Below are 19,534 nucleotides of genomic sequence, written 5' to 3'. Positions count from 1 at the left end.
CCCCTAAATACAGGATGTCGGGTATGCGTCAACGCATCGCCACGTTAGACAGCGCGCGAGGTCTGGCCATTCTTGGCATTCTTCTGCTCAATATTAGTGCTTTCGGCCTACCCAAAGCGGCTTATCTTAATCCCGCTTATCTTGGCTTGCCCTCCGAGTCCGATAGCTGGACATGGGCCATTCTGGATATTATCGCGCAAGCAAAGTTTCTCTCTATTTTTGCCATTTTATTTGGTGCCGGCCTTGAGCTGCTCCTGAAACGCGGCAAAAGTTGGATTCGGGCGCGGCTTTCTCTCTTATTGTTATTGGGATTGATTCACGGAATTTTTTTCTGGGATGGCGATATTCTCCTGGCCTATGGCTTGATTGGGCTAGTGTGCTGGAGAATGATTCGTGATGCCAAAGATGCCGCCAGTTTACTGCGCACGGGGGCGGTGCTCTATTTGCTCGGAGTGGCGGTGTTATTGTTGCTGGGCTTTGTCACCAGCGGGGAGCCAGGCCGCTTCTGGCGACCGGGGCTAGCAGATTTACAATATGAGCAATTATGGAAATTACAGGGCGGAGTCGAGGCCTGGAAAAATCGGCTTGATCTGCTGTCATCCAATTTGATTGCTATTGGCGCGCAATATGGTTGGGAATTGGCCGGTTCGATGCTAGTAGGGGCTGGATTGATGCGCAGTGGTTGGCTACGTGGCGAATTCAGCTTGCGCCATTACCGTTTATTGGCTGCTTTTTTGATACCGTTTTCATTGATTATCCAAATCCCGGGTGTGGCATTACAGTGGATGGTCGGATGGGATTTCCAATGGACCGGTTTTTTACTACAAGTCCCCCGTGAGTTAGGTGCGCCATTACAAGCTATTGGATATCTGGCCTTATTGTATGGTTTTTGGCCGACATTGTCGGGCTGGCGAGTCAGTCATTGGCTGTCTCAAGTTGGCCGGATGGCACTGAGCAATTATTTATTACAGACATTAATATGCACTTTGCTCTTCTATCACCTCGGCCTATATCAACAATTGGATCGTTTGCAATTATTAGCCGTCGTCCCATTTGTTTGGTTAGGTAATATTCTTTTCTCCTTGTTATGGCTACATTATTTCCCACAGGGGCCAGTCGAATGGCTCTGGCGCAAGTTAACGGCCTATGCTTGCGGTCAATCGTTACAAGCGCGTAACACTAAGCCTTGAATAAGCCAATAACTGCAGCAGGATTGAACAGTTGCAAATTTGTATGTAAACGTTTTCTTTCTTGTGACGTATTTCACGTGGCAATTTCAACAAACTGGGTAGGATAGGCCACCGGCCATGATAGGTTGTACTCACTGTCTGCATGGCGACTTATTGATAAAATAAGATTCACAGGATGAATTCATGGCCACTCTGCATTCAGCTGGAAACAGTATTACTATTCGCGATGTGGCCTCACGGGCTGGCGTTTCGCTGGCTACGGTATCCCGAGTGCTTAATAATAGTGCCGCTATCCGCCCTGAAACACGAGCCGCGGTGCTAAAAGCGGTGTCTGAATTGGGCTACCGGCCAAATGCCAATGCCCAAGCTCTAGCCAATCAAAGCAGTGATACAATTGGTGTGGTCGTCATGGATGTGTCAGATCCCTTTTTTGGTGCATTGGTGAAAGCGGTAGACATTGTCGCCCAGCAACATCAAAAATATCTACTAATTGGCAATAGCTATCATCAGGCAGATAAGGAGCGGCATGCCATTGAGGTGCTACTTCGTCAGCGATGTAATGCGCTAGTTGTGCATGCTAAGGCATTGAGTGATGGTGAATTAATTGCCTTTTTAGACCAAATCCCCGGTATGGTTCTGATTAATAGGATAATTCCCGGATTTGAGCATCGCTGTGTAGGTTTAGACAATGTTAGCGGTGCGCAAATGGTGTGTCGCTTGCTGCTCAAACAGGGCCACCAGCGCATCGGTTTTCTCGGTTCTAATCACCCTATTGATGATGCTATACAGCGCCAGACCGGCTACCTTAATGCGCTTGAGGGGGCCGGTATTACTGTCCCTGACACTTGGCGCGCCTATGGTACTCCAGATTTGGTCGGGGGGGAGCGGGCCATGGTTGACCTGCTGGGGCGTAATTTACAGCTCAGTGCCGTGTTCGCCTATAACGACTTGATGGCCGCCGGAGCACTGGCGGTATTAAAAGAAAACGGTATCAGTGTTCCAGAACAATTTTCGCTGGTGGGCTTTGATGACATCCCAATTGCGCGCTATACCAGCCCCAAATTAACGACTGTGCGCTATCCCATTGTTTCTATGGCAACTTTAGCCACGGAGTTGGCGCTTCAAGGTGCTAGCCGTGCGCTAGACCCTGCTGCCACTTATTGTTTTAATCCTACCTTGGTGCCACGGCACTCTGTCGCAATTTGTGGTGCCGCTCACTAGTTACGTATTTATTCTTGTGTAACCGTTTTCAATCTGTGAGAAAATTCACAGATTCTTAACAACGGCCCGTCTATGCTCTAATGGTTTTCTACCTGAATGTATCAATATGTCATCAGTTACCGGATAAAAAAACACACGGTAGCGGGTTTTAGAATAGCGATTTACAAACACGAGTTCCGCAAACGGCGAGTTTGTAAATGACATGGTTTTTGACGACTCAGGCAGTTTTTCACAGTGGAATGCGCTCAAGGACGATAGATATTCAGTGTCAGCTGCTTTGAACGATGGGTCTTTCTCACGTTAAGGCGATGGTGTTATCACCCTGTACTACCCTACATAAACCCGGAGATACAAATGAATAAGAAGGTTTTCACATTAGCGACTCTGGTTGCCAGCATGATGTTCGGTGCGGCGGCTCAAGCTGATACCCGTATTGGTGTCACTATTTATAAATATGATGACAACTTTATGTCCGTGGTCCGTAAAGCTATCGAGAAAGATGCTAAAGCATCTCCTGACGTTACCTTACTGATGAATGACTCGCAAAATGACCAATCCAAGCAAAACGACCAAATTGACGTGCTGCTGGCGAAAGGTGTAAAAGCGTTAGCAATTAACTTAGTTGACCCAGCAGCAGCGCCAGTGGTCATTGATAAAGCCCGCGCTAACGATATTCCGATTGTGTTTTATAACAAAGAACCTTCCCGTAAAGCGCTGGATAGCTATGACAAAGCTTATTATGTAGGGACTGATTCCAAAGAATCTGGCGTGATTCAGGGTGAACTGATTGCCAAACATTGGAAAGCAAACCCAGCATGGGATCTGAACAAAGATGGCAAAATCCAGTTTGTGCTGTTGAAAGGCGAACCTGGCCACCCAGATGCGGAAGCACGCACTACTTATGTTATCAAAACTCTGAATGAGAAAGGCATCCCGACACAACAATTGCAGTTAGATACCGCAATGTGGGATACCGCGCAGGCTAAAGATAAGATGGATGCTTGGTTATCTGGCCCTAACGCCAACAAAATTGAAGTGGTTATCGCGAATAACGATGCCATGGCAATGGGCGCAGTTGAAGCATTGAAAGCACATAACAAAACCAGTATTCCAGTCTTTGGTGTTGATGCCTTACCAGAAGCATTAGCTCTGGTGAAATCAGGTCAAATGGCCGGTACTGTTCTGAATGACGCGAATAATCAGGCCAAAGCAACCTTTGATCTGGCGAAAAACCTGGCGGATGGTAAACCTGCCGCTGAAGGCACTAAATGGAAAATCGAGAATAAAATCGTACGTATCCCATATGTAGGTGTCGATAAAGATAACCTGGCTGAATTTACTAAATAACAGCCCATAGAGTAATAGGTGGTGCCCACCGCAACATAAACGCGGTGGGCAAAGAAGTCATTATTAACCTTCTGGCCCCGCTATTGGGTGACCAGCAGTAGGGCGGAAGGTTTTTTGCATTGATCCTTATTTTGAATATGCGCTGAACAATGGATGCGGTTGCGGTATATATCCAAGAGTTCAGTAGCGATTCTTAGCCAGGTACAACTATGGCCGATATTAATACAGCACAACCGCGAGAGTGGTTGCTGGAAATGAGTAGTATTAATAAATCATTTCCGGGTGTAAAGGCGTTAGATAACGTAAATCTTAAAGTGCGGCCAAATTCTATCCATGCCTTGATGGGAGAAAATGGAGCAGGTAAGTCAACGCTATTAAAATGTCTGTTTGGTATCTATAAAAAAGACTCCGGAAGTATTATCTTTCAGGGGCAAGAAATAGAATTTAAAAGTTCTAAAGAAGCATTAGAGCATGGTGTCTCTATGGTGCATCAGGAATTAAACCTGGTATTACAACGTACCGTAATGGATAACATGTGGTTGGGGCGTTACCCAACTAAAGGTTTCTTTGTCGATCAAGATAAAATGTACAAAGACACCAAAGCAATTTTCGATGAATTGGATATTGATATTGATCCACGAGATAAAGTTGCCACTTTATCTGTATCCCAAATGCAAATGATCGAAATTGCCAAAGCTTTTTCTTACAATGCCAAAATCGTGATTATGGATGAACCAACTTCTTCATTAACTGAGAAAGAAGTTAATCATTTATTTACGATTATCCGCAAATTGAAAGAGCGGGGCTGTGGAATCGTTTATATCTCTCATAAGATGGAAGAGATATTCCAGCTGTGCGATGAAATTACTATTTTGCGCGATGGTCAGTGGATCGCGACCCAACCACTGGAAGGGCTGACCATGGATCAGATAATCTCCATGATGGTCGGGCGATCTTTGAGCCAGCGATTCCCTGATCGCCTCAACAAGCCAGGTGAAGTCATTCTAGAAGTGAAAAATTTGACTTCATTGCGCCAACCCTCAATCCGCGATGTGTCCTTTGATCTGCATAAAGGTGAGATTCTGGGAATTGCCGGATTAGTCGGGGCCAAACGTACTGATATTGTTGAAACGTTATTTGGTATCCGCGAAAAAGTAGCTGGCACGATCAAGTTGCATGGTAAGAACATTAATAACCATAGCGCCAATGAAGCTATTAATCACGGTTTTGCATTAGTCACTGAAGAGCGCCGCTCTACCGGGATTTATGCTTATCTTGATGTTGGTTTTAATTCCCTGATTTCTAATATTCGTAACTATAAGAATAAACTTGGGCTGCTGGATAATACGCGCATGAAGAGTGATACCCAATGGGTTATCGATGCCATGCGGGTAAAAACACCCGGACATCGCACCAGTATTGGTTCATTGTCAGGTGGTAATCAGCAGAAAGTCATTATTGGCCGGTGGCTACTGACTCAGCCAGAAATATTAATGTTGGATGAGCCGACTCGGGGGATTGATGTCGGTGCTAAGTTTGAAATCTATCAGTTAATGACTGAACTAGCGAAGAAAGACAAAGGAATTATTATTATTTCCTCTGAAATGCCTGAGCTATTAGGGATCACTGACAGAATTTTAGTAATGAGTAATGGTCAGGTTGCTGGAATTGTTGAAACAAAACAAACCACGCAAAATGAAATATTACGCCTTGCATCCTTGCATCTCTAATCTAGTCGAAGGTTCTTATTATGAATGCGTTAAATAAGAAAAGCATGCTCACTTACCTTAAAGAGGGCGGGATTTATGTCGTATTATTCGTATTACTGGCAATCATTATTGTCAAGGACCCGACATTTTTAAGCCTAATGAACTTAAGTAACATTCTGACCCAATCTTCGGTGCGCATTATTATAGCGCTCGGTGTGGCGGGCCTGATTGTGACGCAAGGGACTGACTTGTCAGCCGGTCGTCAGGTGGGGTTAGCTGCGGTAGTAGCGGCAACAATGCTGCAATCTATGGATAACGTTAATAAAGTTTTCCCGGATTTGCAGACTGTGCCCATCCCAGTTGTTATCTTAACCGTGTGTTTGATTGGTGCAATAATAGGGTTGGTCAACGGTATTATCATTGCTTATCTTAATGTGACACCATTTATTACCACATTGGGAACGATGATTATTGTTTACGGGATTAACTCTCTGTATTACGACTTCGTCGGTGCATCACCGATTGCTGGTTTTGACCCCGCATTCTCAACTTTTGCCCAAGGATTCTTGCGGTTTGGTGATTTCAAACTGTCCTATATTACATTCTACGCTTTAATTGCTATTGGCTTTGTTTGGGTACTGTGGAATAAAACGCGCTTTGGTAAGAATATATTTGCCATCGGGGGTAATCCAGAAGCTGCAAAAGTTTCTGGTGTGAATGTGCCACTAAACTTAATCATGATTTATGCCCTGTCTGGTGTATTCTACGCATTTGGTGGGATGTTAGAAGCTGGCCGTATCGGTAGTGCAACTAATAACTTGGGCTTTATGTATGAGTTAGATGCAATTGCTGCCTGTGTGGTGGGCGGGGTGTCATTCAGTGGTGGTGTGGGTACGGTTATCGGTGTTGTGACCGGTGTCATCATCTTTACCGTGATTAACTACGGGTTAACTTATATTGGTGTGAACCCGTACTGGCAGTACATTATTAAAGGCGCGATCATTATCTTTGCAGTAGCACTGGATTCACTGAAATACGCCAAGAAAAAATAATCGGCTCATAGTGGTAAAATAAAGCCAGTCAGAGTGAAACTCGGCTGGCTTTTTTAATCGTCATGTTATTCGTCAAAATTGTCGAAGACCTCATCATATCCGACGCAAAATATTCAGTGGGCCGGATTGCGCAGATAAATAATCCAATAAGTCAGCCCTACTAATAATCCGCCGCCAATAATATTGCCGATGGTTACGGGGATTAAATTATCGATAATAAAATTGGCTATCGTCAGCGAGGGAAATTGGCTCGGTGCTGCATTAATTGCGTGCCAGAACTCGGGCGAGGCAAAATCACGAATCACAATAGCTAAAGGGATCAAAAACATATTAGCAATACTGTGCTCAAAACCACTGGCAACAAACATGCCGATGGGGAGTAGCATCACCACTATTTTATCCGTCAAAGTATGGCCGGAATAACTCATCCAGACGGCCAAACACACCATCAAATTAGCCAAAATCCCCAAGCACACCGCTTCTACGAAAGTATGATGCAATTTGTGATCGGCTGTTTGCAGTACATTCAGGCCCCATAAACCATTTGCCGCAGTGTGCTGACCGGCAAACCAGATCAGGGCAACAAAGAATAATGCACCAATCAAATTCCCAAAATAAACGTTAATCCAGTTGGCAACTAATTGCCTCCAACTGATTTCTCCACTTGCTTTTGCTACCACAATAAGGACCGTGGATGTGAATAAATCTGCACCGCATATTATGACCAGAATCAATCCGAGGGAGAAGCACAGCCCACCGACTAATTTTGCCAGGCCATATGCCACACCGGCGGTTGCGGTTATATAGAAGACGAAAGCAATAGAAATAAATACCCCTGCTGTCATCGCTAAATAAAAGGTTGTTGCTGGGTTTTTAGTCGCTTTATATATACCGACTTGCTCGGCGAGCTTTGCCATTTCAACCGGAAGTCGCAGATCAAAGGGATTTTCAATGCTCATTGATAACTCCTTGTTGCTTATTTTAATGTTAAGGAAAGGGTAAGATAAAATTTAAATATTTATTTTAGTGACAAGAGTTTCATGCATATTCCATATCATTAAATAGGCGACTTTCTATGTCTTACTGTTTGAGTAGGGGCAAGAATAAATATTTAAGGTGATAATTTTAATCAGTATTAACCACATTGTTATATATGTATCTATACATCGAGGCGCTAGAGAAAGGTATAAAACGCCTAGGCATAATTTATGTAAAATCATGTTTTATTTGGTTTTTGGTGTGAATGAGACGTGATTTCAATAATAAGATATCAGGGAAGTCACTGGATAAAATAGTTTGTTAATCCAGATCAAGCTTATCGCGGGTTAATATATATTTGTTCATTTCAATACCTTAAAGTAGTTATCATCCATTTTTTGGGCTTAATTACTTTGGGTATATATGGATAGCGCAAAAAAACTACCCCGTCCCACATTGGCTCAAGTCTGGCAAGATACATTGTTCCAAGTATCGAAAAAGTTATTATTGCTGCGGGATATAACCGATTTAGTTAGTGAACTCAGGAAGCTCTCTTTTTCTGTCGTCCGCTTTCAGCGCGTCAATTTATTACTGCTTAATCCCCTGTATAACCAAATGACCCTCTACAGCCATGATGATGTATCTGGCGCAGTTGTGGGATCGCAAAATATTTTATTTACCGAGGGGCCTGGCGGGCGGGCATGGCAGCAACAGGTGCTTTTGCAAACTGATAATCTCCGTATGCAAAAGGAGTTTTCTGCTGTTTGTTTCCTGCCTCCTTATCAGGAGTTACACTCTGGCTGCCATTTTCCGCTTGGTCATGATAATCACTGGTCGGGTTGTGTTGAGTTTATTAAAACTGATAGCAGCGAGTTTGATGAACAAGCTGTTGCCTTTCTAGGATTATTGGCAGAGATTGTGGCCATTGCAGTAGACAATATTACTGAAATAAATCGGGCGTTTTCCGAGCGTGAACGGCTGCGCTTTGAACGGGATCACTTTAGGATATTAGTGGATGTCACCAATACTGTTATTTCTAAACTGGAGTTAGATGTATTGGCCGCGGAGGTTTCCAAAGAGATACACCGTTTTTTCAATATTGATTACATCAGTTTGGCAATATGTGGCAATCACAATGACAAAAACAAACTGAATGTTTTTTCTACCCGTTACCAGTCTGGTAAAGCCGTTCTGCATCAGCAGGCATGGGTTGATATGACTGGTACATTAGCTGGGCAGGTTTTACACAGTCGGAAATTATTGCAGGTTAACCTGGCCGATATTGCTTTGTTGGCGCCCGATGATAAGCAACTGGCAAATATGCTGGATACCGGCTTACAGGTGGTTTGCCTGTTGCCACTTTTCTTCGGGCATAAAATGCTGGGAGTATTAAAACTCGCACAATGCCAAAGTGATATTTTCACTGACAGTAATCTCAAACTATTACGGCAGATAGCTGCTCGTATCGCCATCGCAGTCGACAATGCTCTCGCCTACAATGAAATTACTCGTCTGAAAGATTCGTTGGTTAATGAAAATCTCTATCTGACTGACCAGATTATTCATAATGAAGAGTTTGGTGAAATTATCGGCCACAGCGCAGGTATTCAAGCGGTATTGGAACAGGTTGAAATGGTTGCCTCCAGTGATTGTACGGTATTGATCCTCGGAGAAACTGGCACAGGTAAAGAATTAATCGCGCGGGCTATTCATAATTTAAGTGCCCGTAAGAATAAACGTATGGTGAAAATGAACTGTGCAGCCATTCCTTCCGGCCTAATGGAAAGTGATCTGTTTGGCCATGAGAAAGGGGCATATACCGGAGCAGCATCACAACGTATTGGCCGATTTGAAATGGCGGATGGTGGGACGTTATTTCTCGACGAGGTCGGTGATATTCCTCTCGAACTACAACCGAAACTCCTACGGGTACTACAAGAGCGCGAAATAGAGCGGCTGGGGGGCAGCAAAATTATTCCGGTTGATGTCAGGTTGATTGCCGCGACTAATCGTGATTTAAAGTTGATGATGGTGAATCGGGAATATCGTAGTGACCTGTATTACCGGCTTAATGTATTTCCGATTGTGATCCCACCGTTACGTGAGCGTCCGGAAGATATCCCTTTATTGGTGAAATTCTTTACTCAGAAAATAGCCAAACGCATGAATCGTACCATAGATACTATTCCGGGCGAGACATTGCGCTTACTGAGTCGTTTACCCTGGCCGGGTAATATTCGTGAGCTGGAAAATGTGATTGAGCGAGCGGTGATACTCAGTCGTGGCACTACGCTGAATTTACAGTTGCAGGAGCTGGAATATCATTTATCGCCACTGGATGTGGCCAAGCCGGTGGCGGAAAGGGCGGTTCACCCACATTTATTACCTGAAAGTGAAGAGCCGGAGTTTTCAGAATCGGAGCGTGCACGAATTATTCGAGTATTACGCGAAACCAATGGTGTGGTCGCTGGGCCGAAAGGGGCTGCCATTAAGTTAGGACTAAAACGCACGACGCTGTTATCCCGCATGCAGCGGTTAGGAATATCAGTAAAAAGCATTGAAGATGAAGACGAGATAATCTAAAGCGATAAAACTGTAACGGCGTGAGTCAAGCCATTCCGGGCATGCCCAGAATGGCAAGGTGCAGGATATTAACTCACTTCGGCCTCTCTACGTAGGCGCGCCTTCAACTGGCTGTACTCTTGCTGAACATAATTCTCCGCCCAGCTCTGATCCGCAATCGCCTCCAGTTTCACCGCGCAATATTTATATTCCGGTGTTTTGGAAATAGGGTCCAGATGGTCAAGTGTTAATTCATTACAAGCACCAATCCACCATTGATAGGTCATATATACCGCGCCGACATTGATACGTTCGCTGACCGACACGCGGGTAATTACTTTACCGCGCCGCGATTCTACCCAGACTAATTGCTGGTCCTGTAAGTGCATTTTATCTGCATCTTGCGGGCTGATTTGGACATAGCCCGGCTCATCGGCGAGTGTTTGTAATGCCGAACAGTTACCGGTCATTGAGCGGCATGAATAGTGGCCAACTTCCCGCACGGTACACAACACCAGGGGATATTCCTCATCCACTTGTTCCATGGGCGCGCGCCATTCGCTGGCAAATAACAATCCTTTACCACCGGGGCGGTCGAACTTATTACCGGCATATAACCAGGGTGTACCAGGGCTATCCTCCGTGGTGCAGGGCCATGGAACATAACCTAAACCGGCCATTTTCTGGTAGGTTGCGCCGTAATACAGCGGGCATAACTCGCGCAGTTCATCCCAAATTTCTTGGGTATTGTGGTATTTCATTGGGTAGCCGAGGGCAGTTGCCATCAGACTGATAATTTCCCAATCCGGTTTGACATCGCCTTGCGGATCAACCGCTTTTTCAAAACGCTGGAAGCCCCGGTCGGCAGCTGAATAGACCCCTTCATGCTCGCCCCATGAGGTCGCCGGAAAAATGACATCCGCCTCGGCTGCAGTTTTGGTCATAAAGATGTCTTGCACAATGAGCAATTCCAGCTCGCTGAAAGCTGCGCGCATCATCGATAAATCTGGCTCTGTTTGCAGGGGGTCTTCGCCCATCACGTAGTTAGCTTTGATTTTGCCTTCTTTCACTTTATGTGGGACATCGGTCAGCGAGTAGCCAATTTTACCGGACAGAGCAGGAACTCCCCAGGCTTTAGCAAACTTCTCAAGTGTGGCCGGGTCAGTCACGGCTTGATAACCGGGATACATATTGGGCAAGGCTCCCATATCGCAGGCACCTTGCACGTTATTTTGCCCACGCACTGGGCTGACACCGACATTCGGGCGGCCGAGGTTGCCGGTCAGTAATGCCAATCCGGATAATCCTTTAACGACATCAACGCCTTGCCCCCATTGTGTGACCCCCATCCCCCACAAAATGGTGGCAGAAGGGGCTGCGGCATAGATGCGCATCGCTGCACGGATAGTTTGTGCGGATAAGCCGGTAATGCCCTCGACATACTCCGGTGTGTATTTGGCGACAATTTCACGATATTCATCAAAACCTTCGGTATAGCGTGAAACATAGTCTTTATCATATAATTCTTCGGTAATGAGCACATTGGCGAAGGCATTGACCAGCGCCATATTGGAGCCATTTTTCAATGGTAACCACAGATCAGCAATCCGTGCGGTTTCGATATGTCGAGGGTCGCAAACAATCACTTTCGCGCCTTTCTCTTTGGCTTTGAGAATGCGGCGGGCCACAATGGGGTGTGAATCCGCTGCGTTATAGCCAAATACCAAAATGCACTTGGTATCTTCAATCTCGCAGATGGAATTGCTCATCGCACCATTACCCAGAGTCACTTGCAAACCCGCCACTGATGGGCCGTGACAGACGCGAGCACAGCAGTCAATATTGTTGCTGCCAGTGACTGCGCGGGCAAACTTTTGCATCACATAGTTGGTTTCATTGCCCGGCCCACGGGAAGAACCGGTGTGCATAATGGCTTCTGGGCCATATTTTTCTTTAATTTCGCGTAGTTTACTACTGGCGAATTCGATAGCTTCATCCCAAGAAACCGCTTCCAGTTTGCCGCCTTTTTGCCGCCGGATCATCGGTTGTTTTAACCGTGGCGTTAACAGCTTGGTGTCATTGAGAAAATCCCAGCCGTAGTAGCCTTTCAGACACAACTCGCCCTGATTGGTGACGCCATTAGCGCCTTCAGCACCAACGACTTTGCCATTTTCGACCAGTAAATTGATTTTGCAGCCAGAGCCGCAATAAGGACAGACAGTGAGTGCTTTGTGCATGTTAATTATCCTTTATTCTTGAAGCTACGGGGTGTCAGCCGCAGCAGCTTGTGTTCACCCGAATCACTGACTTGGCAGCATCGGCTTAGAAGTTCATTTCGTTGGCTTCATCCAGCGCCGCGCGCATTTGTTTCTTGCGGAGCATGGCCTGCATGGTGTCACGACCAATTAAATGCAGGGCCTGAGTGGGGCAAACGGAAATACAAGCTGGGCCAGCAGCGCGGCCCTCACATAAATCACATTTCTGTGCTTCAGCTTTTAGGCAAAAACCTTGCGATAGGCCGTTAAACATGACTTCGATCTGTCTCGTCACCACATTCATGGCGCCATAAGGGCAGGCAACAACACAGGTTTTGCAGCCAATGCATTTTTCCTGCAATACCTGGATGCTATCCGCTGCACGCACAATCGCGCCATTAGGGCAAACATTGGCACAAGGCGCATCTTCACAGTGGCGACACATAATAGTGGTGCTGACATTCAACCCCTTAACCACCTTCAACCGTGGAGCAAAATTGGCCTTTGTCAGAGTATCCAACGCCCCCCCATTGTGTGCCAGCACGCAGGCCACCTCACAGGTGCGGCAGCCAATACACTTTTTGGGGTCTGCAATTATGAACCGGTTCATTGCTTAATCTCCTTACCCTTCATCTTTCAAGTTGCAGCGGTGTTGGCTGCACTCTCTTGGATATTCAATAGAGTTCTGGCAGATTCGCCCGCGGATGAGCAAAAATAGGCCATGGCCTGACATCGCTATTCACTTAAAGATTGCATGGTTTATGCCAAGTTGAGTTAATGACATAGGAAATGAGTAAAATTATTGTTTTATAATGAAATTATTGATTTTAATGAAAGTAGCAATGAAGAGGAAAACTGTCGGCGGCGGTGACGTCGGCAAATTTGACGACGCCACACCGTCACATCATTACAGGTGACTAAAACCGCCGTCACCCTGCCAATCTGATAATCGCTGGTGCAAAATCTCAACCGCATGTTTGACGATGTCGGTCATCGGGAAGTAGAACGCCACTAATGTGGGTTGGATACCGACGAAGATAACGTCTGGAATATCTTCTTTCAGTTGGTCGATAAGAAAATTGAGCGGTAAGTTATGGGTGCTCATGATGAACATCTCGGCAATCCGCTCCGGGTCAATAATGCGAATCTCCCCTGGGGGCAGCTCCATATCGGCGGCATCAACGATAATCAGCCGGGTTGGATGCAGCGCGCGCACCCGATGCACCACATTTTCCGGCGCCGAGCCACCATCGATAACTTGCCAGCCAGCTACGGGGTGCTGGGCCATGCGCTCGGCCAGTAATGGCCCTGCGCCGTCATCCCCCATCATGCTATTGCCGACGGTTAAGACAACATTCGTCACTGTCTTGAGAGGATTCATTGGCGGCGTTTCACCATTAAGTAAATAGCCGGCTCCTGCTCAATATCATAGAGCGTTTGCAGCAGTTGTTGGCTCCAGGGCTGGTGCAATGAATTTAGATCCTCAGCCAGTGGCGCAAAAGCGTGGGCCAGTAATTGGCTATGGGTGCTGTCGATGGTGATTTCGCCAAATTTTAGCAAGCCCGCCATTTTGCGCCGTGCTGCTCCCTCGGGTAGCTGGTTGAACCATTGCTCATATTCCGCCAGTGGGCACTCCATAATCGCTTTCAAACAATCAATCACGCCGACATGGTGGCCGATAGCCAGTGAGTAATACATGACTTGCTGTGCTTGCTCGGGCAAGTCTTCATCACTGTCGAGGAATTTCTGGTTCAGGGCATAAAAAATAACCTTAGCAGCCATCAATATGCCCCCCCGCCAGTTGCTTGTGGGCTATCTGTTGCAAGCTGGCAAATATCTCGCTGAGGCGCGGGTCGTCTTGCTGGTGGAGGTAACTCTGGCAACGCTGTTCTAGCTGTTGCAGCGGTTGGTTAACCAGCAATGATAAGAAACTGTCAGTGATTTCTCGGCCATGACGATAACCGGCCATGCGGCGGGCCTCGCGCTCTAGCAATACCCGCAGCGCCAGAGGGGCATCCGGGTGAATCAGCGCGACACGTTCGTCAGCCGCCTCCTGATGATCCTCGGCGGTGAGTTTTTGCTCCAGTAAACCCAGCGCCACCGCAAAGCCATAAATCGTGGCCGCCGGAGTAGGGGGGCAGCCGGGAATATAAACATCAATGGGCACAATGGTGTCGCTACCGCCCCAGACACAATACAGGTCGTGGAAGATCCCGCCGCCACAGCCACAGGCCCCATAAGAGATACAAATTTTGGGGTCCGGAGCGGATTCATAGGCCCGCAATGCCGGGGTGCGCATGGCGCGGGTCACTGCACCGGTGAACAGTAAAATGTCGGCATGGCGTGGCGAGGCGACCACTTTGATGCCAAACCGTTCGGTGTCAAACAGCGGGGTAATCGATGAGAAAATTTCAATTTCACACCCATTGCAACCGCCACAGTCCACCCGATAGACATAAGCTGAGCGTTTGATATCTTTCAGTAATTTACTTTTTAACTGGGCGATGGCAGGGTCAACAGTGACCGGCTGACTAACATGGTGCCCCCAGCCCGGTTTTAACAAATGTGGCTGGCTCATAGATGGCCTCCCCCCTCATGGTGGTGATTCGGTATCCTGCTGTTATTCATAGAAACATTGTCATTGCCGACCACATTCTGTTTGCGCTTACACTCAGGGCAAGTTTCAAAATGAGGCCGCTGTTGCTCGACATCCTCAGCGCTCATCCCGGAGTGAATCAGCAGAGCCATGACATAATCCACTTCTTTCTTGGGGGCGAAAGGTTTCTGGCACTGTTGGCAATGGGCGAGGGTGAAGCTAGCGCGTTGATATAAATCAGCTTTATTGAACACCGCCAATTCAAACTCTTGCGACAACACAATGGCGCGGGTCGGACAGACTTCCTCACAGCGGCCACAAAAAATGCAGCGCCCAAGGAACAATTGCCATTGACGAGTCCCGCTGGTGAGGTCGGTTGCCATGGTCAATGCATTGGCCGGGCAGGCCATGGTGCAGGCCCCACAGGCAATGCACTGCTCGGCATCATATTGGGGTTTGCCACGAAATCCGTGGCTGACCTCGAGCGGCTTAAACGGATATTTTACCGTGGTATCGCCGACTTTCAGGATGGTTTTAACCAGTTTTAACATTCTTCATCCCTCTATTTGAGCGGCGAATGAGTGCGCTCAATACCATAGCGTTCAATCTCTTTGTAAGGCACAGTGACGGATTTTTGCTTGCGCACGTCCACCAAGGTCACCCGGTCAGTGCAGGAGTAACAAGGGTCGAGGCTGCCGATAATCAATGGCGCGTCGGAAACCGTATTGCCGCGCAGCATATAGCGCAGCACCGGCCAATTGGCGTATGTGGCAGCCCGGCAGCGCCAGCGGAACAGTTTTTGATTGTCGCCGGTCATACTCCAATGCACATCTTCACCGCGCGGCGCTTCTGAAAAGCCGAGGGCAAATTTGTATGGCTGATAGTGAACTTTCTCCTCCAGCAGTGGGCCGCCCGGCATGTGGTTTAGCCCATATTCAATCATGACCAGGGAGTCGAAAAATTCGCGCACCCGCACCAGCAGGCGTGAGTGCACATCACAGCCATCGAGACTAAATAGCTCTTTAGGGACATTGGCATAGTTGGCATAAAGGTGGTCGTGGCGCATATCGCGGGCATAACCACTGGCGCGGATCATCGGGCCTACCGGGCTGAAATCGCGCGCAATTTTGCGCTCTAACATGCCAACCCCCACGGTGCGTTGCTCAATATTGGCGGTGCTCATCAGCATGTCTACTAACTCGCTAATATCGGCGCGCATCTCGGCCACCAATTGCAGGGTTTTAATGCGGTCGGCTTGCAGAATGTCACGGCGCACCCCGCCAATCAGATTTAGGCCGTATGTTTTGCGCGCGCCGGTGAGCATCTCGGCAATAGTCATGGCTTTTTCGCGCACGCGGAAAAATTGCATAAAGCCGGTATCAAACCCGACAAAATGGCACGACAAACCGATATTGAGTAGATGGCTATGTAGCCGCTCCACTTCCAGCAAAATAGTGCGGATCATCTGCGCCCGTGGTGGCACGATAATGCCGAGGGCATTTTCAATGGAAGAGGTGTAGGCCACGCTGTGGGTGAAACCACAAATGCCGCAGATGCGGTCGGACAGGAAAGTGACGTCATTGTAGCCCATGCGGGTTTCCGCCAGTTTCTCCATGCCGCGGTGGACATAAAACAGGCGATAATCGGCATCGATAATATCTTCGCCATCAACAAACAGCCGAAAGTGGCCCGGTTCATCGGAAGTAATATGCATCGGGCCGATGGGCACCACCCGGCTACTGCTGCCCGCTTGGTTTTCAAATTGATACGTTTCAGTGTTGTTGGTCGGTGTCGGGCGCTGGCGGTAATCCATGGTGTCTTTGCGCAGCGGATAAAGGTCATCCGGCCAATCATCGGGCAAGACTAAACGGCGTTCATCAGGTAAGCCAATGGGTTGTAAGCCATACATGTCGCGCACTTCGCGCTCACCCCAAACCGCCGCCGGGACTCTGGGAGTGACTGATGGGAACTCCGGCCGTTCTGGGCTAATCAGGGCTTTGACAATCACCCAGCATTTGTCGCCATAGTGCCTGCCAGTATCAATGCCGTATTGCTCGCGCCCCTCCATTGACAACACATAGTAAATAGCAAAATAGCCATTCAAACTGCGCTCATCATTGCCAAATAACACCGACAACCAGCCGCCTTGTTGATAATAAAGAGACTCAACTACCTCCGGCAAACTATTGAGTTTAATGGTAATGGTCAGTTGATCATCGGTTTGCCACTCTTCGTCGAGAATCACTGTCGGGAATTGTTCGCGCAGGCGGGCGACATAGCCTGCCCCCCGTTTTTCACCGCCGTGTGGCTTATTAGAAATAGCTGAAATAGGCGTTTCGTGGGTCACGTTACATCTCCTGACGAGTCGGGGTGAATGGCACAGCAGCATGCGTATCTGCGAGAGGTGGGGCGGATTGCGCCGCAGAAATAACTGGCCACGGCAGCATAAAGTGTTGTTGAACTGGCGTAGGGTCATCACTATTGAGGACAATCTGCGCAGCATCAGTCAGTAAACGAGTGACCGGGGCGGGGATATGTACCCCGAGAAGCAGCATCAACAGCAACAGAATGGCCATCGGCGCGGTGGTCAAAATCCCCAGTTCACCTTTGCTCACTGCCGGCGGTGGCGTACCCAGCACCGTGCTGGCTATCATGCGCACCAGCCCTGCCAGCACCAGTGTTAACAGCAACAGCAGCACAATCACCAGTGTGATATGACCGGCCTTAACCCCGGCGGCGACCACCATAAACTCACTGATAAACACATTGAAAGGCGGCATCCCGGCCAGAGCCAGTGCGCCACCGGCCAGCATCACTGCGGTGAGCGGTGCCACGCGGATAATGCCTTTAATCGCCCCCATATCCCGCGTGCCATATTTCAGCAGCACATTCCCGGAGCCACAGAACAATAAGGTTTTTGCCAAGCTATGATTGAGGGTATGGAACAGCGCGGCCAAGACGCCCAGTGGCCCGCCAATCCCCAGCGCCACGGCAATTAATCCCATATTTTCCACACTGGAGTAGGCCAGCAGGCGCTTCATATCGCGCTGCGCCAGAATAAAGAATGCGGCGACGGCAACCGACATCATACCGAACACCAACAGCAGCATTTGTGGGAAATGCGGGCCAATAGCGGCACTGATAATGATGTAATAGCGAATAATGACCAGCAGCGCGCAGTTGAGTAGCACGGCGGATAATAAGGCGCTGGTGGGGCTGGGGGCTTCACTGTGGGCATCGGGCAGCCAAGAGTGCATCGGGAATAGGCCGGTTTTGGTGCCAAAGCCAATCAAGATAAAGACAAATGCCAAATGCATTAGGCTTGGGTCCAGCTCTTTGGCATGCTCGGCGACCACCGTCCAGAAAATGGCACTGCCCGGATCCGCTAACACATTGGCGGCATTGGCATACACCAGCACAGTGCCATACAGCCCGAATGCGACCCCGACGGTACAAATAATGATGTACTTCCAGGCAGCTTCCAGGGATGAGCGCTGACCATATAACCCCACCAAAAAGGCGGAACTCAGGGTCGTGGCTTCAATCCCGACCCACATCAGAATCAGGTTATTGCTGGTGACCACCAGCAGCATGGTGAATAAGAACAGATGGAAAAATCCATAATAGTGACACAGCGTGCTAACTGTTATTTCGCCATTATTGACTTCATGGCGCATATAGCCAAGAGAGTAGAGGCCGGTGATAAAGCCGATAATAGCCAAAATAGCCAGGAACAGCGCGCTGAGGCTATCGATATGCAGCCAGTTGTGAACGACCAGAATTTCGCCACCAACCGCGACGCGGCTTACGGCGGCCAATGCCACTATGAGCAGCAAGGTGATACCGATAAAATGCACCCAAGTGGAAGCCATCCGTGCCGCTCCGCCCAATGCCCGGCAAGCAAATGCCAGCAGCGAGGCTATCAGAGGTATCGCCAGCAGTAACAACAGCAGGTCAGTATTACTCATTTCATTACCCCTTTAGCGCCGTCAGTTGTTTAACATCCAGCGTATGCAACGTACGGTAAATCTTGCACGCCATTAGTGTCATCACCAGCACAGCGAAGATGGCATCGGTGGCGATGCCAATCTCCACCAACTCCGGTGCGCGGAAGGCCAGCAGCGCTAACATCAGGTGTGCCCCGTTTTCCATCAAACAGTAGCCAAAGATGTTTTTTAGAATATTGCGTTGGGTGACAATGCACAGCAGGCCAATCAGGAAGTGCCCCAGTGACACCGCCAGTGCCGGTTTCAGGGCGCTGACCATCGGCAACTGCACCGGCTCGACCACGAAATAGCTCAGTAAAATGATGATGGCGGCGATAAAAATGAGTGTCGCAGTGCCGATAACGCCGCCATTGGCCTTGGGGTCATCCATCTGGCGAAACGCGCGATACATAATCCATGGCACTAACACCACCTTGGTGATAAAGGCGGTCAATGACCACATGTAAAGTTCGTGGGCGTGTAATGTTTCGGCTAATGCCAGAAAAATCAGCACCAACACCAGAGATTGCACAGCATAAAACAGTGCCGAGGTCGCGGGTTTCTTCACGATGATTACCAGCAGCGAGGTAATAATCAGCAGCCCGGCAAGATTGTTAATGAGTAATGTTCCGGTCATT

16 protein-coding genes are annotated in these 19,534 nt (G+C 48.2%); 6 read left to right on the top strand and 10 right to left on the bottom strand.

Features of this window, described 5'->3' with window-relative positions; genetic code table 11:
- Window positions 1–23: 23 nt before the first annotated feature.
- The 5 genes from yeiB (at window position 24) to mglC (ending at window position 6,519) form a co-directional block, all read left to right on the top strand.
- On the top strand, window positions 24–1,190 hold the full coding sequence (gene yeiB / locus D5F51_RS11955; RefSeq protein ID WP_129196978.1) for a DUF418 domain-containing protein YeiB: 1,167 nt from the start codon (window positions 24–26) through the stop codon (window positions 1,188–1,190).
- 183 nt (window positions 1,191–1,373) lie between these two features.
- The gene (gene galS, locus D5F51_RS11950; protein ID WP_025377749.1) at window positions 1,374–2,411 is read left to right on the top strand and encodes an HTH-type transcriptional regulator GalS; all 1,038 of its coding nucleotides are present in this window, start codon (window positions 1,374–1,376) and stop codon (window positions 2,409–2,411) included.
- A 354-nt stretch (window positions 2,412–2,765) separates the two neighbouring features.
- Window positions 2,766–3,758 carry a galactose/glucose ABC transporter substrate-binding protein MglB gene (gene mglB / locus D5F51_RS11945; RefSeq protein ID WP_025377750.1) on the top strand — a complete coding sequence of 331 codons (993 nt, stop codon included), beginning with the start codon at window positions 2,766–2,768 and terminating at the stop codon, window positions 3,756–3,758.
- A gap of 209 nt (window positions 3,759–3,967) precedes the next feature.
- A complete protein-coding gene (gene mglA / locus D5F51_RS11940) occupies window positions 3,968–5,488 on the top strand; it encodes a galactose/methyl galactoside ABC transporter ATP-binding protein MglA (protein ID WP_129196975.1) in 1,521 nt (506 codons plus the stop codon).
- 20 nt (window positions 5,489–5,508) lie between these two features.
- Window positions 5,509–6,519 carry a galactose/methyl galactoside ABC transporter permease MglC gene (gene mglC / locus D5F51_RS11935; protein ID WP_025377751.1) on the top strand — a complete coding sequence of 337 codons (1,011 nt, stop codon included), beginning with the start codon at window positions 5,509–5,511 and terminating at the stop codon, window positions 6,517–6,519.
- Window positions 6,520–6,632: 113 nt separating this feature from the next.
- On the opposite strand, the gene focA is transcribed toward mglC, so the two are convergent.
- Entirely contained in the window at window positions 6,633–7,478 is an 846-nt protein-coding gene (gene focA, locus D5F51_RS11930) for a formate transporter FocA (RefSeq protein ID WP_129196972.1), read from the bottom strand.
- 442 nt (window positions 7,479–7,920) lie between these two features.
- Between focA and flhA the strand changes: the two genes are divergently transcribed.
- On the top strand, window positions 7,921–10,080 hold the full coding sequence (gene flhA / locus D5F51_RS11925) for a formate hydrogenlyase transcriptional activator FlhA (RefSeq protein ID WP_129196968.1): 2,160 nt from the start codon (window positions 7,921–7,923) through the stop codon (window positions 10,078–10,080).
- A 68-nt stretch (window positions 10,081–10,148) separates the two neighbouring features.
- Here flhA and fdhF read toward each other — a convergent pair whose 3' ends face one another.
- The 9 genes from fdhF to hyfE form a co-directional block, all read right to left on the bottom strand.
- On the bottom strand, window positions 10,149–12,296 hold the full coding sequence (fdhF, locus tag D5F51_RS11920; protein WP_129196965.1) for a formate dehydrogenase subunit alpha: 2,148 nt from the start codon (window positions 12,294–12,296) through the stop codon (window positions 10,149–10,151).
- Window positions 12,297–12,381: 85 nt separating this feature from the next.
- Window positions 12,382–12,924, bottom strand: coding sequence for a 4Fe-4S dicluster domain-containing protein (locus D5F51_RS11915; protein WP_025377754.1), 543 nt, complete (start codon window positions 12,922–12,924; stop codon window positions 12,382–12,384).
- A gap of 297 nt (window positions 12,925–13,221) precedes the next feature.
- Window positions 13,222–13,695 (bottom strand): hydrogenase maturation peptidase HycI, encoded by a 474-nt coding sequence (gene hycI, locus D5F51_RS11910; protein ID WP_129196962.1) that lies wholly within the window; start codon window positions 13,693–13,695, stop codon window positions 13,222–13,224.
- Complete coding sequence (locus D5F51_RS11905) at window positions 13,692–14,096, bottom strand: formate hydrogenlyase maturation HycH family protein (protein WP_025377756.1); 405 nt, start codon at window positions 14,094–14,096, stop codon at window positions 13,692–13,694. The genes hycI and D5F51_RS11905 overlap by 4 nt, the downstream gene beginning before the upstream one ends.
- Entirely contained in the window at window positions 14,086–14,892 is an 807-nt protein-coding gene (locus D5F51_RS11900; protein WP_129196960.1) for an NADH-quinone oxidoreductase subunit B family protein, read from the bottom strand. Before D5F51_RS11900 ends, D5F51_RS11905 begins: the two co-directional genes overlap by 11 nt.
- Window positions 14,889–15,461 carry a hydrogenase 4 subunit H gene (gene hyfH, locus D5F51_RS11895; RefSeq protein ID WP_025377758.1) on the bottom strand — a complete coding sequence of 191 codons (573 nt, stop codon included), beginning with the start codon at window positions 15,459–15,461 and terminating at the stop codon, window positions 14,889–14,891. The genes D5F51_RS11900 and hyfH overlap by 4 nt, the downstream gene beginning before the upstream one ends.
- Window positions 15,462–15,472: 11 nt before the next feature.
- Window positions 15,473–17,257 carry a hydrogenase large subunit gene (locus D5F51_RS11890; protein WP_129196957.1) on the bottom strand — a complete coding sequence of 595 codons (1,785 nt, stop codon included), beginning with the start codon at window positions 17,255–17,257 and terminating at the stop codon, window positions 15,473–15,475.
- Between the two features lies 1 nt (window position 17,258).
- Window positions 17,259–18,878 carry a hydrogenase 4 subunit F gene (locus D5F51_RS11885; RefSeq protein WP_129196954.1) on the bottom strand — a complete coding sequence of 540 codons (1,620 nt, stop codon included), beginning with the start codon at window positions 18,876–18,878 and terminating at the stop codon, window positions 17,259–17,261.
- 4 nt (window positions 18,879–18,882) lie between these two features.
- Window positions 18,883–19,533 (bottom strand): hydrogenase 4 membrane subunit, encoded by a 651-nt coding sequence (gene hyfE / locus D5F51_RS11880; RefSeq protein WP_129196951.1) that lies wholly within the window; start codon window positions 19,531–19,533, stop codon window positions 18,883–18,885.
- Between the last annotated feature and the right edge of the window lies 1 nt (window position 19,534).

Origin of the sequence: Yersinia hibernica (genome assembly GCF_004124235.1) — a bacterium.
Lineage (GTDB): Bacteria > Pseudomonadota > Gammaproteobacteria > Enterobacterales > Enterobacteriaceae > Yersinia > Yersinia hibernica.
This window is presented reverse-complemented; position numbering and strand designations above follow the sequence as displayed.